Consider the following 15,969-nt stretch of genomic DNA (forward strand, 5'->3'; position numbering starts at 1 on the left):
TTTTATGAGGAAGTGGTCCATTGGTTTTATTGCTGTATTGTTAGTATTCAGTTCCATTCTTTTTACAAAACCGAATACAGCCAACGCAGCGGATACAAATGTTTCTGTTTTATTAAAAGAAGATATACAGAATGTTTCTTCGCTCTCTTTTATCAGCAAAGGCAGCTTCAAAGAGTCGGTTAGCGGAAGAACATTAACCTCAGATAAAAAATACACAGTTAAACTATTGAAAGGTGAGCTTCATCTTTATGACGGAAGCAAGTTTATTACAAAAGGAAAAGAACTGACTGTTCAACCAAGTTCTGTTTCAATTAGCCATGTCACAACACTTCTAGGTAAAGTCGAAAGAACATATCTAGGAACCATGAAGTTTTCGATCGAGGCTGCTACATACATTAGACCTATTAATATTCTCCCTGTAGAGGAATACGTAAAAGGTGTTGTTCCCGGTGAAATGGGTTCAGCATTCAAACTTCATGCACTTCGGGCACAGGCAATCGCTGCTAGAACGTATGTCATGTATGCCTTAAGCTTAAAACGATCAGTTAACGATACAGCTTCTTTTCAACGTTACGTCGGATATAGCAAATATTACAATGATTCCATAAAGGCTGCCTATGAAACAAGAGGAAAAGTCCTAACTTACAATGGTAAATTAATAGAATCGTTATTTTCTTCTTCAAATGGAGGCTTTACTGAAACGAATGTTGGAGCTTGGCCAGCTGTAGGTGCTGTTAAACTGCCATACTTCCCGGCAAAAGCGGATACATATGATCCTAAAAAGGTATCCAGCTCAAAATTTTATAAAACTCAAATTACTTTAACAGGATTGGACTTAAAGAATCCAGAACTATGGTGGGACAGCGTAAAAGAAAGAGATACGAAACTTACTGATGAGCTAAAGAAACGTTTTCTTACAGCTGGTCAATCAGCAAAGATTGTAAGCATCAATTCTTTTACTCTGTCAAAAGAAAGAACATCAGGAAAACGCATTAAACAGGCTGACTTTAATATCACCTATTTTGCAAAAGACAGTTCAGGCAATGTAATAGCGGACTCAAATAATTCAGTTAAACGCTTGTATAAAAAAGTGACACTGAACGCTGATCAAATAAAGTATGCACTCAGCCTAAAAAGCAAGTATGTATCTGCTGTTAAGACGACAACCACTGATTATCAATTAACCATTTTAGGTTATGGGCATGGAGTTGGCTTAAGTCAGTATGGTGCTCAATCGATGGCAAGTAAAGGGTTGGGATTCAGGGATATTCTTAAATTCTATTATCCTGGCACTGTGATTCAAAACGACAAAATCACGACGATACCAACTACACCTCTGCAAGTAACAGGAACAATCAATTATGAAGGCGTTAATATCCGTAAAACTGCTACAACTGATTCAGCTAGTTTGACGAAAGGAAAACTGAATCAATCTTTGACGATTCTCGGTAAAACTGGAGAATGGTTTAAGGTGAAGATTGGTAGCTATACGGGATATGTTGTGGAAGACTATGTCAATGTAAAAGAAACAATCAGTTACAAAAACGGAATTACACCGATAACTTCTGGTAAGGTACAAAGTTTAGGTGCATCCATTATCCGTGATGGAAGTACACTTTATGTTCCAATTTCGGGTTTAACAAAGCGTTATAACATGAAATATACGTACTACTGGTCATCTCAAAGCTTTGCGATTGTGGATGGGGCCAGAAAAGTTTCGGCATCACTCACCAATAACACGGCTACCGTAAACGGAAAGAAAATCACATTAAGCGTTAGACCGAAAATGATCAATAAAAATGTATATGTTCCAGTAACATTCTTAAAACAAACCGGGCTTACCTCTTATTATGAAGAAAAAGCTGAAGGTGTTCTGTGGATTAATAAATAGTTTAGAAAATAGGAGGATATAAAACATGAAAAAAATACTGCCAATTTTACTTTCTGCTGGTGTCGTTCTTGGGGTGGCTTCATCACCTTCTGAAGCAGCTGCACCGAAAGCAAAGACATATAAAAATTGTACGGAATTAAACAAAGCTTACAAAGGTGGAGTTGCAAAAGCAGCCAATGTAAAAAATAAAGGCGGAAAAACGAAATATAAGCCGTATGTTTCAAAAAATCTTTATGAAGCAAACAAAAAAAGTGATCGAGACAAAGACTTAATCGCTTGCGAACGTTAACATACAAAGATGAGAGCCGCGGGATACCGTGGTTCTCTTTATTTATGTTGAATAAAAAAATTTGGGAAAATGAACCTTTTCTGGTGAAAGTGACAATATAGGGTGATTGATTATTGATAGGAGGACCTCGATGGAACCCATGATTACACCAGCGGTTATAAATCGGTTAAAGGAAGGAGATCTTGCAGCCTTTGATGAGATTTATCTCGCTACAATTCAAAAAGTATATTATACCGTCTATGTACTTGCTTCGAATAAGCAGGAAGTCGATGAAATGGTGAATGAGATTTATTTTCAAGTTTGGAAATCGATTTCTAACTATGATGATTCAAAGCCCTTTTTATTTTGGCTCAATGGTCTCGTCTTTCGTCAGATCAAAAATTGGAAACTGAAAGCATGGAAACGGATGGAACTTATTCAGAAATTAAAGAAAGTGAATAAGGAAGAAGTAAACGTATATGACGATGAACGGATGAAAAGCACAAATAAACAGTGGGTGAGCTCTATGATCGATACACTGCCCTACAAATTAAAAGCCGTTTTGTTCCTTTACTATTTCTACGAGTATTCCCTGAATGAGATCGCGAGTGTGCTGAATATTCCGCTTGGAACCGTTAAGTCCAGGCATCATACAGCAATTCAATTTTTACGTAAAAAATATGGGCACTCTATCGATAAAGGAGAGGCGGGGATCTACGAATGTTAAATGAAAATATTAAGAACGAGCTCAATGATAACCTTGATCAAGTTCAGCCGCCGGCTTCATTGCATAGAGAAATACGAAATCGGATCAGACAGGATACGAATAGAGAACGTTTTGCGCTTAGGATGAAGCTCGTGCTTACAAGCCTGTTAACGGTTGCTTTTTTTGTTCTTTTTGTTGGAGGGTTTGTTTTTCAAGGGATAGCGGATGTGTTGCAAAAACTACCGGTAATGGGTCAGATTTATCAAGATTTTCATTCGGCAAAGACATTGAATACAGCAAATAAACAAGAATCGACAAAAGATCATCTATATACAGCAGTTTCTGAGGACATTGAAGTTACGCTAACAAAGGCTTCTTATGATGGGAATAATCTTACGGTGGATTATAAAGTGAAAAATAATACATCCACACAATGGCCAGATCCACCCGCGAACGGGGCTGGCGCATCTCATTTTTTGCTGCTGAAAGGCATGCATGAGTTTAAAATAAACGGTTCTGTGCTCCATGGCGGATTGGGCGATGAGTTTAAGAAATTAAGTGCTAATGAGTATGAAGGCCAGTTGCAAATTTATCCGCAAGACTTTATAAAGGAAGATCACTTTACGTTAGAATGCTATTTTTCTGAAATTCAAGGTGTAAAGGGTAAATGGAATATTAAGATTCCTGTAACGAAAGAGATAGATCAGTCATCCACGTTTGAACCTAATCAGAAAATGGCAGCTTTAGGAGGAGAAATTATTGTAAAAAGGGTACAATTCACTCCGACTGCAATCGGATTAGAAACGGAAATGATTATCGATAAAGATAAGATAGAGAATAAGAATTATTTGTATAGTATTGTAGAAGTTGGAGCAGACAACGGAGTCATAGGAAATATAGAGAATCTGCCTGATGGTAAGGTTAAAATTATTACGAAGTCTACTTTTGCACCTATAAAAGACATACCGGACGTTATTTCGGTAAAAGTGTACAATCCGAGTGATGTATCGGAAAATGCGGTAATAAGCGTTCCATTGAAAAAGGAATAACAAAAGCTCGCCGAATGACCGGCGAGCTTTACTTTTATTGTTTAGAAACATCCACAATTCGATTCTCAATCTGAGGATTAACTGTTCCTAGTTCAGCAACATAATCACGGAGATTTTCCCAGTCTGACAGACCGAGATCGGTTACGCGGCCTTGATCATAGGCGTTTTTGAATACTGTGAAACCGTCTCCGCCTTTAGCGGTAAAGGCATTTGTTGCAATTACATATTCCTTACTCGGATCGATTGCTGTATAGGTTCCGTCCGTGTTCTTCAATTCGATTGAAACAACACGGCTGCCAGCAGATTTTGTACTGTCATAAGTAAGCTTCATTCCCGACATATGAAGGAATCCGCCGTTTTCCACTGGTGCCAGACTTACGCTATGTTCAAGAGCTGTTTTAATTTCTGCTCCAGTCAGTTTCATTGTAGCAAGTGTGTTTCCGAATGGAAGAGTCGTTAGTACATCTCCGTAAGTGATCTCACCTGGATCGATTGCAGCTCGGATTCCACCGCCGTTTTGCAGGGCTGCCACAACGTTTGGATTATAATCACGTGCTTTATCCAGCATACCATCCGTAATTAAGTTTCCAAGTGGAGTCTCACTGCTTCGTACACTGTATCCTGTATTGCCACGAGGGTTTTCTAAAGCTTTTTCAGCTACTCCACCTGTAGGCTTGTTCTTCAATTCAGCGATTTTTCCGGAATACTTCTTCAGTAATTGAGCTGTTTCAGGATCATCTGCTTTGTCCGCTAACTTGATTAGTTGACCCGATTGTCCTGTAACTACACCTTTTTTATTGAACTCCACATCCAATGTTCCTAAATATTCTTCATATTGGTAGGCTTGTACGATAACAGTTGGATCCTTCTTTTTGCCTTTTTTATCTGTTGTCACAATAACAGGGGCATTCAGTTGTGTGTGACTATGACCTCCAACAATGACATCGATACCTTTTACTTGTTTTGCTAATTCCAAATCATTGTCATAGGCTGGATTGTCATCATATCCAAGGTGTGTGATGGCTACAATCTTATTTACATCTAATAACTCTAATAGCTTCACATCTTTAGTTGCTTCTCTAATATAATTTTCAAATGTTACATTTTCAGGACTTGAAATATCTTTTGTTTCCTCTGTAGTGAGTCCGATAAATCCTACATTCTCGCCGTTTACTTTTTTAATAACTGCTGAATAGATATTTCCATCTTTGTATTTTAAAGAATAACCCTTATACAAGTTTTTTAACTGATCGTCTTTTGAAAAGTTAACGTTTGAACTCACAAACGGAAAATCTGCATTCTTTATAAAATCAGCTAACGCCTGATGTCCTTCAGGGCTGGCACCAAGATCAAATTCGTGATTACCGAAAGTCATCATGTCATATTTCAGCAGGTTCATGAACTCCAAGTCTGCTTGTCCTTTAAACTCGTTGAAGTAAAGTGTACCTGAGAACACATCACCTGCACTCAATAATAATGAGCCTGGCTTTGCTGCTCGAACTTCTTTGACTGCAGTTGCTAGTTTCGCCACATTGTCGATATGGGCGTGTGTATCGTTTGTATGCATAATCGACATCTTGAAAGTTTTGTCTTTTTGAGGCTTATTTTCAGGTTTGGCCTTGGGTTGTGCAAAAGCAGGCATTGTTAATTGAGAAGAAATTAGACCTATAGCAAGGGATGAAGCTAGTATACTTTTAATCGATTGTTTAACCGACATTCCATCACATTCCTTTCAAAATTTGTCATACATACCTAATGTAGCATTTGAAAATTGCAAATGGGGTCGAAGGATGTCGATATAATTGGAAATTGAAAGTTTAATGTAATGATAACAATCGTGTTACAAATGTAATATTTAGGAAAATATCTTATGGGATATTAACTGTTGAATGCCGGAATTAATAGTAGTCAGATTATGATCTTTTTTTAGTAGAAAGAAATAAGAGATTTTAATGCCTTTTCTCAATTTTCTAAAGGTAAAACCGATATTAATATAGTATTATTACATATGTATAAAACTGGTTATTATCTAAATTTATGGATGTATAAAAAGGGGATTATTCATGAAACGACTCATCGTTCTGTTCATGTTTGTAGGTGTATTTTCTTTTCAATTCAAGTTTCCTGAAACGGCGCTTGGAGCAGCAACGAATACAAAGTTAGAAATGAAATTAAAAGCTCCAGAACGCGTTATCGTAAAATTTAAGGAACCTGCGAAAAAGCTTAGCCTTAACAGGCATGAATCCTTAGAAAATCAAGTGAACCAGAACAAAGAAATCGTAACTCTAGAAGTTCCAAAAGAAAAGGATATTCATACGTACGTTAAAGAGTTAAAAAAGAGAGAAAATGTCGAATATGCAGAGCCTGATTATTTAATCAAAAAAGAATATACGCCAAATGATAAATATTTCAGTGATGAATGGCATCATAAAACGATTGAAACGGAAAGAGCGTGGGATAAAACAAAAGGTTCTCCAAATGTAATTGTTGCTGTTATTGATGGGGGAATTGATTTATATCAGCAAGACTTAGTAAACCGGATCGTATTTCCTTATAACATTGTTACCGGGTCAACCAAATACTTAACTCCAGACGACCATGGAACACACGTGGCTGGTATTATTGGAGCTTCTATTAATAATGGAGTTGGAGTTGCCGGTGTAGCACCTTATACGAAAATCATGCCAATCGATGCTTTTGATGGCGAATATGCTTACACATCAGATGTAATCGATGCCATTTATTATGCGGTTGAACATGGAGCAGACATTATTAATATGAGTTTAGGAGGCTATTATTATAGCGATCTTTTTAATGATGCCGTTCAATACGCGTATCAACATGGAGTTGTAGTCATAGCAGCTGCTGGTAACGAAAGGAAAAATAACCTTCATTATCCTTCTTCTTATCCAAATGTCATTTCAGTAGGATGGACAGATGATGATGATACACTATCATATTGGTCAAATTATGGAGACACAGACATAACAGCTCCAGGTACGAGTATATATTCAACTTTACCGGATAGCTATTATGGTGAATTGAGCGGAACGTCTATGGCTTCACCAGTTGTTGCTGGTGTGGCAGCTCTAATCTTGGCAGACAATCCTAATCTGACGAACGAACAAGTAGCTCAGCGATTATACAATTCAGCGGATGATTTGGGTACGACTGGGAAAGACCCTTTGTTTGGAAATGGCCGCGTCAATGCTCGAAAAGCACTTGGTTTGAAGTTTGCAGCTCCTCAAGTAGACAAGGTTTACAATTATTCAAGTTTTTTAGGAGGACCAACAACTGAAGAGGACGGCACAGTCTTTAGTGTTTCAGATGGCAATACAATAATAGGCAAGGGCTATGCGGATAATGGTTACTTTACAGTGAACATTCCAAAACAAAATGCATGGAAAAAATTATACGTAACATTTAGACGAATTGGTGAAACAAGCGAAAAAGCGGTAGTAACCGTTTTGGATGGTATAGCACCAAGCGTGCCGACCGTTAATGAAATAACAGATAAATTAACGAAAGTTACTGGAAAAACAGAAAAAAATGCTATGGTTTATGTAAAAATCAGCAGTAAAATATATTCAACAAAATACACGAGCGAGGGAACTTTTTCAGTCACGATTCCGCTCCAAAAAGCAGGAACAAAAGTAGAAGTGTGGGCGACGGATAAAGCCGGTAATAAAAGTTCAGTGAAAACCTTAACCGTCAAAGATAAAACACCGCCTAAATCACCTGTTGTAAAAGAAGTATCGAATAAATCGACGGCTGTTACTGGTACCGTAGAAGCACAGACAACAGTTACCATCAAAATCGGCAGCAAAAGTTACATTACAAAAGAAACGTCAAAAGGCAGTTTTTATGTTAAGATTCCCGTTCAAAAAGCGGGTGCTACGATATATGTAACAGCATCAGATACTGCAAAAAATGTAAGTTCATCTGCAAAAGTAGTGGTGAAAGACAAAATCCCTCCTGCAGCTCCGACTGTTAATAGAGTAACGACAAAAACAACACAAGTAACCGGAATAGCAGAGGCAAACTCGATTATTACGATTAAAGTTGGAAGCACAACAATAGGAACGGGAACTGCAGATTCAAAGGGTAATTTTAAAGTAACGATCAAGGCTCAGAAGAAGGGCACTTATCTTACCGTAACAGCAAAAGACAAAGCCGGGAATGTGAGTAAGGGGACATCGGTGAAGGTGGTTTAATGTTAAAGAAAAACATGTTGGGGAAACTCAGCGTGTTTTTCTTATTTTAGTGCATTGTATATGTGATGAAAAAAAAGTCCCTCATCTTTTCGTTCCGCTATGAAAGATCCTGTTTTACAGATGACCGTAAACTCGCATAAAAAATCATCCCCTCAAATCGTTAACACCTTATTACAATGAATTTGAAACTTTTTAAACAAATGAATTAATTAAACAAAAATTTGTATTATATGTAATTTTTTATATCATTTAATAAATATTTTGTACTATAATTATGCGTGGATATAAAAACAATAGTAAAAAGGTAGTTGTTTTTATGCTGGTACTTTATTATTAGGGGGATGCAACATGGATTTTTGCACAAATTGTGGTAGTCCACTACAAAAAGATACTCAGTTCTGTAATGAATGTGGAACAGAAATAACTTCAACTGAGTCTAACAAAATGATTCAACAAACAACAAAAAACGAGTACAAGAAAGCTCCATTGGCTAAGAAGAAGAAAAGACTTTTAATTGCAGCAGGTATAGGTGCAGCCGTACTTTTAGGAGCTTACAAAACTGGCGATGTCCTTACTGATAAAGACCGTTTGATTGATAACTTTGAAACAGCATTAAATGAAAAAGATTCAGAAGAAATTGCTGATTTACTTACATCTAATGACAAGAAGTTAAAAATTGATGACATAAGTGTAAAAGGTTTTGTGAAATACATAGATGAAAATCCTGAAGAAGTAGAGAATATTATTTCCTTATTACGAAAACAATCGGAGTATGAAGAACAAAAAGTTGCCAAAACCAATGATTTTTTTGATGAATTTGCAGAAGATTACTTAAATGATAATGTAGTAACGTTAGAAAAGAATGGTAAATTTTTGTTTTATGATAACTATGAGCTTAATATTAATTCTGTTTACCTAACAGTAGGTACAAACTATAAAAATACTACATTATATTTAAATGATAAAAAGGTAGGAAAATCTAATAAACCCGATTATGAGAAAAAAATTGGTCCTTTTCTTCCAGGTATATATACACTGGAAGCTAAATTAAAGACTGATTTTGTTGATCTGGTGTCAAAAGATAAAGTTTCATTAATTAATCAAGGTAAGGAAGCTTACAAATCTATAAACCTTGATGGTGAAGATATTTATTTAGAATCAAATATTGATTCAGAATCAGGTGTTAAAGGGAAATTGTTTATTAATGGAAAAGATGTCGGAGTAAATCCGTTTAAGAACCCTACTTTTGGACCGGTACTTACAGATGGTTCTATGACACTGGCTGTTGAAGCAAAGTTTCCTTGGGGAACTATCAAAACAGATAAAATGAAAATTGAAGATAACAATATCATGGTTGATTTAACAAATAATAAAGAATTTAAAAAGATGTTAATGGACACAATCGTTAAACATGATAAAGAATGGATTGTCGCTTATACTTCTGGAGATGCAAAAAAAATCTCTAATACTACAAACGAATATGAAGAAAAGATCTCCAATGAAATCCAAGAAGCTAAAGATAATGATATTTATTTTAAAGGTAAATATCTTGCTACTACCTTTGACCTGGATTCATTTAATGTGTTTCACGATGGTGATTCTTGGAAGGTTAATGTAGATACTAAGCAAGATTATTATTCCGATTTTTATTATGAAGATGATACACCTGAATTAGAAGATGATGAAGAGTATTGGACATATGAACTTACATACAATCAAAATAGTAAGAATTGGCTTATAAATAGCACTAGTCAATCGTACGGTTTTGATTCAGAAAATGTAAAGACAGTGAAAGAAAAAGAGCCTAAAGAATATGTAAGTGCTTGGGCATCTGCAAGTGCCTCTACCGAAGAATCCACTTCTATTTCTGATGACAATGTTGATGCTCTTATGTCTAATTATATTAATGGCTTTGTTGAAGCTGTCAATTATGGTGATTATAGCTATGTTTCCTCTTATATTAAACCTGGAAGTTCATTAGATAAAGCTCAGCAATCTGTTGTTAAAAGCTTGAGTGAAAAGGGGATCTCTGAAGAAGTTGTAACTTATAATGTAGATGATTGGTCACAAGATGGAGATATTCTTATCATCAAAACTACTGAGGAAATTTCCATAAGTGAAGGTGGCTCTACAAAAACTAAGAAATATAACTGGACTTATACTGCTGACTTAGATAACGGAGAGTTAATGTTAACGAATATAAAATAAGAAGAAAAAGCTCAGCGGACTATTTTTCCGCTGAGCTTTTCTTTAAAAAAAGAAGCTGCCAAACCATTGCTCTAAAGCATTCTTTATGGCTTCTAATAAAATATTTGCCATAATACCAAGAGTAATAAAGGTAGCCACATATGTAAGAATGGTTCCGTAAACGACATCCAATCCACTACTAGTGTCTTTTTTGAAACTTGATATTGTTAAAGCAGGAACTGTAAAAATAGATCCGATAAAACCAATAAATAAGATAAGTACAAAAAATTTAATCTCTAAAACTGCAAATAATAAAGCTAGACCAAACATACCAACAAATGGTACTAATAGACTTCCAAACCTAGCGATAACAGCTTGATAGCTAACTTGAACTTTTCCTAATTTTATAGCGGCAAATGAATAACTTGCAACTAACATGATAAAAACAGCATAACCAAATGAGGGCTTAACGACAAAAGTAAAAAATGGTGAATCGTGAAAAATTCCGATTGTATCTTTTAAACCTAGATACACCATCAATGGAATAAATAATGCATACAATGCCACGGTGATTAGTCCATTTATAAAATGTTCGGTGCCAATTGATTTAGACTGAGAATATGGGCTTTTTAAAATGTTCATAAAATACCCGAAATACATTTTTGTTACTTTTTTTGCATTCTCCACATGAACATTTGGCTGTTGTGCAGAATGTGTGGGAACAGAAGTCGCAGCTACTTCATTTGTTACATCTGCTAACAAACTATTTCCGCATTTTCCACAAAACTTTCCCCCTGTATTTTCATGTTGACACTTACTACAAACCATTGAAAATCCCCCTCAACATAGAATAAAAATAGTATAAAATTACTACTGCCCATAAATTATACAGCAAAAATATACAGTTTGTAGTATTTTTTATAATAAATGTATTATCTAACCCTGAAGACTACAAATTACTTGCATCATCCTATATGTGACATTTGTTACTCATAAAGGGAGTAATAAGAGAGACACTAGGCTTCAAAAAAGAGGGCGCGGTACTAAGATAAATATAAAATAATTTTGATTTATAATATTATGTAAATTTTAGTAATAATGGTATATAATATGAAAAACAATGAGTATTTTTTCCTATAAATACAAGGAGTTTATTTACATAAGGTAAATGTTTTTTAACGGATACCCCATGGTAAGAAAATAGTAGAAGATTAAATAAGGTTAATTAAATAAACCAGACTAAATCGCTCAGGAGGCAGAAAAAATTGAAAAAATTACTTGCGGGGATTGCTTTATCCTTAACTGTAGTAGGAACAGGAACATACGGATTTTTATTGATAAAAGAAGGACCAAGTTTTAATTTGTCTGAAGCTAATGATCCGACACCTATAATCAAACCAATCCCGTCTGATATACAAGATTTCAAAGTCGCAGAAGCTATTGACCCAACACCTATTATCAAGCAAAATTTTTAGGTAAAAGCTTAAACGCATTTCAAAAAAATGGATGGATTTATTTAATAAAATATCATTTTGACTTATTCGATTCAAAAGCTCAGATTCTAGCATTTTATCAAGGTAAGATCTCAAAAAAGCTGTTTTCGCATACTTTGTTGCTTTTGAAAGTGGTTGATTTCCGTTTCAGGATGTTGCTTTCCGCGGGGCGTGCGGTGAGCCCCTTCGTCGCTTTGCGCCATTGGATGGTCTCACCTGTCCCACTGATCACGCAGGAGTCTCGCACCTTGCCCTTGCACTCCAATCAACTTGTCAATGAAGTCTCTTTACGAAAATTGCTAAAAAGCAACAATCCTTTAGAAAAGAACCAAATAAAAAGAAGCCGAAAAAGTTCCAGCTTCTTTTTATTTTTGTTTGTCTGATATTGCAGTCACACTTCCACTTAATAAGCGAAGGCTTTCTCCAGCTTCATTAGTAGCTTTTAATCTAATAAGCAAGTCATAGCTCATTCTTAAGAAGTAATATCCCTGATCCAATTGCCCTTCATATCGTAAAATTTGTCCCATTTCCCGATACAATTTCCCTCTTAGGATTCCGTCTTCTTCTATTTCTAGAAGTTTAATTGCTTCATCGCAATACTGCTTAGCTTTATGAAAATTTTCTTTTTCGATGCTGATTTTAGTAAGTTCTTCTAATATAAAAGCTTGCTTTAAAGACTGATTACTATTCTTATAGATTTGTAAACATTCCTTTAGAATATCAATCGCTTCTTCCTCATTTCCAAGCATGTAATTCACAATCGCTTTATTATGAAGGGCATAAACCTTTTCCTGCTCATAATCTCCTAGTAATGCTATGGATTTTTCAGCACATATCAATGAGTTCTCGTATTCACATGTCTTCAAGTATGCTTTTCCGAGACCCATAAGAATCTGGCCATGGAATAACCGGTTGCCCGTAAGTGATACTTCTTTCTCAGCCTCAATATAGTATTCTATCGCTTCTTTAATATTTCCTAATCGAATGCTAGTAGTGCCCAGAAATGTTAAAGCCTGTATTTTTTCATCTTGTAGTTTTTTGAGTTGATTACTATATTTTACTGCCTTCTCATATGACTTTTTTGCTAGAGAAAAATTTTCTGTCCTGAAAGCAGCTTTTCCTATAAGCATGTAATAGCGGACAATAGCGTGTCGATCTTTTAATGCTAGTATTTCAGGCAGCGCTTCTTCTCCATAATCTAATACTTCATCATAAAGACCTTGATTCAGCTTTGTTTCAATAATAAAAAAATATGTATCTACTGTTACAGGAAGGGATTGGGTGGTGGAGAAGATTCTATTTGCAATGTTAAGAGCTGAGTCTATATGGCCTTCCTTGGCCTTTTTAATGGCTCTTTCTAGCATGGCTTCTGAGATTTCTGTGCTATCTTCATCTTCGTCACCCATGAAATAAGATAAAGGTTTATCAAGTCGATTTGCAATTATTCGTAATGTTTTTTCTGATGGTATTGCATGTCCTTTTTCGATTAAACTGATATAAGCTCTTGTCATGTCTTCGCCAGCAAGTTGGCGCTGGGAAATACCTATTTGAGTGCGTGCTTCTTTAATCCTTTTACCAATCATTGATCATAGCTCCTATCGTTTTTCATCGCACTAACTTTTTTCTTACCTATCTATTCAATATTACCATATAACATTATTTAACTATGTAAATTTTACCAAAATATTTTAAAAAACTCTTATCTATTTAATCGGGAATAGATTCCACAAAAAAATCAGATATCCCATGATCCGAATATCTGATGTACATTTTAGTTTTTGTATAATTGAATAGTTTCTAATCAACTCCAAGACTATTAAACAAAACCAAAATCATAAATAAAGTTCTTGATTGTTTTATCAATTTGTTGTGAAACATTATATTACGCTTAAATAGCGTTCTCCTGAGTCTGGGAAGATAACTACAATCCGTTTACCGCAGAATGTAGAACGTTTAGAGATTTCTCGGGCAGCCCACATAGCTGCACCAGATGATATTCCCACAAAAAGCCCTTCTTGCTTAGTAAGTTCTTTCATCGTCTGAAGTGCATTTTCAGATGAACATGGGATGACTTCATCGATCAGGCTACGATTGGTAGTTTTTGCGATAAACCCTCCAAGTAAGCCTTGGATTCTATGCAGACCTGGATTCCCCCCTGAAAGTAACGCACATTCTTCAGGTTCGACAGCGATAACTTTAATATTCGAGTTATACTTTTTAAGCTGTTCAGCTGTGCCACTAAGCGTTCCGCCCGTCCCAACACCTGCAACGAGGACATCTATTTTACCTGCTGTATCACGTCATATTTCTTCTCCTGTTTTTAGATGGGCGATTGGATTATAGGGATTTTCAAATTGAAGAGGCAACCAGGAATCAGGTGTTTTATCTCGGATGTTCTTTGCTTTTTCGATGGTGCCAAGAAAACCCTCCGCTCCAGGTGTCAGAATGACAGAGGCGCCAAGGCTTTTCATCATTTTCATTCTTTCAACACTCATGCTATCAGGCATAACAATCGTCACGCGGTAATCTTTAATAAGTCCAACAAGAGCTAAGCTGATCCCTGTATTTCCTGAAGTGGGTTCTATAATCATCGTTTTACCTGGTGTAATAATTCCTGCTTGTTCAGCCGACTCAATCATGGTTAGACCGATTCGATCTTTTACACTAGAAGTAGGGTTATACATTTCTAGTTTGGCTAAAATGTCAGCTCCATTACTCATATTGTTTAACTTTACTATTGGCGTATTTCCGATCAGTTCTAATACACTATTAAAAATTTTTTCCTTAGACATGGTTTGCATAAGCGGCTTCCTTCGACAAAGTATTGGTTTCAATAGAGAGTTGACCGATTGCAGTATCTGCGATTCGTGAAGCTTCATAAGGTGAATCGGCAACGACGAGCACATGCCCCAAACGATGACCGTTTCGATCAAGTGGTTTCACGACAGTTCCAACTGAGGCAGACATAACAAACTGCTGAATTCCAGTTAGCATGTTCACTTCTTCAATGCCGGACAAATGTTGGATAACACCTGGATAAGCAGTAATAAATCGAATTGCGGCTCCTTTTTTCACCTGTTGTTTATCAAATAGATCAGGTGTTTCATTCAAATATAGTTTGAGTACGTCTTTGACGATCGAATATCCCATGCTCAGTTCAACAAGTGTAGGAACTTTGTCTCCTCCAGGTCTAGCGTTAATCTCTATTAATTTTACTCCTTCTTTTGTTACTTTCACTTCGATGTGAGATGCCCCCATATTGAAACCAATAGCATCAAGTGAGTCAACAGCAACTTTCTCACACTCTTTTACAATCTTTTCGGGTAAGCCAGAAGGGAATGAATGACCTACTTCAACGAAGTGCTTCCCAGCAGATAAAAATTTATCGGTTACGCCGATAACCACATGTTTTCCGTGATGAGTTAACACCTCGATGCTGACTTCATATCCAACCATGTATTCTTCTACCAGCAATTCCTTGTTTGATCGACTTTGCCCTCTTGTGTTTTCAGCCTTGTTTTTAATGGACTCAAAGTGACTGATCAACTCTTCTAAATCGTTGCATTTTACTACATCAGTGCTGCTTGTTTCATCTACGGGTTTTAGGATACATGGAAAGCCAATGTCACCTATGATTTCTTGTAAATCAGCGCTCTCTCTCACCGCTTTAAATCTGGGAATGGGCACATCGGCTTTTTCGCAATAAACTCGGGTGAGATACTTGTTTCGAGCGATTGTTGCTGCAGTTGGATCAAGGGTAGGAAGACCTAAGTGCTTGGCCACTTTAGCCGCTATGGGTACATCATACTCCCCTAATGTTAAAAAAGCTGAGAAGGTCTTTTCTTTGATCTCTTTATGAATTTCATGAAGTACATCTTCTACAGTGTTGGTTTCGCAATAACGAATATCATCAACATAATGATTAAAATAGTCTGCCCCACCAGGAACATCAAGATATCGTTGAAGATCCCGAGTTAAGAAAGTGACGTGATATCCCATTTCTTTCGCCACTTTTAATCCTTCAAATCCTGATCCAGATAAATTACTTTCTAAAAACGCAATATGTTTTTTCATCTTAAAAACCCCGCTTTCTGAATTGCTCTAACGCTATCATTGTCATATACCTGATATGTGACGAGTAGAAGTTTACTAGATTTTACT

11 protein-coding genes and 1 pseudogene are annotated in these 15,969 nt (G+C 36.1%); 7 read left to right on the forward strand and 5 right to left on the reverse strand.

The genetic code is table 11. The features are described 5' to 3' along the window. The first annotated feature begins 4 nt into the window (after nt 1–4). From RGB74_RS02275 to RGB74_RS02290, 4 genes are all read left to right on the forward strand, one after another. Complete coding sequence (locus RGB74_RS02275; protein ID WP_310761373.1) at nt 5–1,891, forward strand: SpoIID/LytB domain-containing protein; 1,887 nt, start codon at nt 5–7, stop codon at nt 1,889–1,891. 25 nt (nt 1,892–1,916) lie between these two features. Continuing rightward, nucleotides 1,917–2,180 carry an excalibur calcium-binding domain-containing protein gene (locus tag RGB74_RS02280; RefSeq protein ID WP_310761374.1) on the forward strand — a complete coding sequence of 88 codons (264 nt, stop codon included), beginning with the start codon at nt 1,917–1,919 and terminating at the stop codon, nt 2,178–2,180. A 130-nt stretch (nt 2,181–2,310) separates the two neighbouring features. Then, nucleotides 2,311–2,886, forward strand: a complete 576-nt coding sequence (locus tag RGB74_RS02285; RefSeq protein ID WP_310761375.1) for a sigma-70 family RNA polymerase sigma factor — start codon at nt 2,311–2,313, stop codon at nt 2,884–2,886. After that, on the forward strand, nt 2,880–3,914 hold the full coding sequence (locus RGB74_RS02290) for a DUF4179 domain-containing protein (RefSeq protein ID WP_310761376.1): 1,035 nt from the start codon (nt 2,880–2,882) through the stop codon (nt 3,912–3,914). The genes RGB74_RS02285 and RGB74_RS02290 overlap by 7 nt, the downstream gene beginning before the upstream one ends. 34 nt (nt 3,915–3,948) lie before the next feature. Here the strand turns inward: RGB74_RS02290 and RGB74_RS02295 are convergent, their stop codons facing one another. Next, nucleotides 3,949–5,631, reverse strand: a complete 1,683-nt coding sequence (locus RGB74_RS02295; RefSeq protein ID WP_310761377.1) for a bifunctional metallophosphatase/5'-nucleotidase — start codon at nt 5,629–5,631, stop codon at nt 3,949–3,951. 346 nt (nt 5,632–5,977) lie between these two features. Here RGB74_RS02295 and RGB74_RS02300 point away from each other — a divergent pair, with 346 nt between their 5' ends. Next, nucleotides 5,978–8,128 (forward strand): S8 family peptidase, encoded by a 2,151-nt coding sequence (locus tag RGB74_RS02300; protein WP_310761378.1) that lies wholly within the window; start codon nt 5,978–5,980, stop codon nt 8,126–8,128. A gap of 348 nt (nt 8,129–8,476) precedes the next feature. Further along, nucleotides 8,477–10,336: a zinc ribbon domain-containing protein gene (locus tag RGB74_RS02305; protein WP_310761379.1), complete on the forward strand. Its 1,860-nt coding sequence runs from the start codon at nt 8,477–8,479 to the stop codon at nt 10,334–10,336. A 42-nt stretch (nt 10,337–10,378) separates the two neighbouring features. Here the strand turns inward: RGB74_RS02305 and RGB74_RS02310 are convergent, their stop codons facing one another. Then, complete coding sequence (locus RGB74_RS02310) at nt 10,379–11,143, reverse strand: zinc ribbon domain-containing protein (protein WP_310761380.1); 765 nt, start codon at nt 11,141–11,143, stop codon at nt 10,379–10,381. A gap of 437 nt (nt 11,144–11,580) precedes the next feature. Between RGB74_RS02310 and RGB74_RS02315 the strand changes: the two genes are divergently transcribed. Then, nucleotides 11,581–11,790, forward strand: coding sequence for a hypothetical protein (locus RGB74_RS02315; RefSeq protein ID WP_310761381.1), 210 nt, complete (start codon nt 11,581–11,583; stop codon nt 11,788–11,790). Between the two features lie 383 nt (nt 11,791–12,173). Here RGB74_RS02315 and RGB74_RS02320 read toward each other — a convergent pair whose 3' ends face one another. The 3 genes and pseudogenes from RGB74_RS02320 to RGB74_RS02330 all read right to left on the reverse strand — a co-directional run bounded on the left by RGB74_RS02320 (nt 12,174) and on the right by RGB74_RS02330 (nt 15,882). Further along, complete coding sequence (locus RGB74_RS02320; protein ID WP_310761382.1) at nt 12,174–13,391, reverse strand: tetratricopeptide repeat protein; 1,218 nt, start codon at nt 13,389–13,391, stop codon at nt 12,174–12,176. A 294-nt stretch (nt 13,392–13,685) separates the two neighbouring features. Then, nucleotides 13,686–14,687 (reverse strand): annotated as a pseudogene (cysK, locus tag RGB74_RS02325) (cysteine synthase A). Next, nucleotides 14,593–15,882 carry an ATP-grasp domain-containing protein gene (locus RGB74_RS02330; RefSeq protein ID WP_310761383.1) on the reverse strand — a complete coding sequence of 430 codons (1,290 nt, stop codon included), beginning with the start codon at nt 15,880–15,882 and terminating at the stop codon, nt 14,593–14,595. The pseudogene cysK and the gene RGB74_RS02330 overlap by 95 nt, the downstream one beginning before the upstream one ends. Nucleotides 15,883–15,969: the final 87 nt, after the last annotated feature.

The sequence above is a fragment of the Bacillus sp. NEB1478 genome (assembly GCF_031582965.1).
Classification (GTDB): Bacteria; Bacillota; Bacilli; order Bacillales; family Fictibacillaceae; genus Fictibacillus.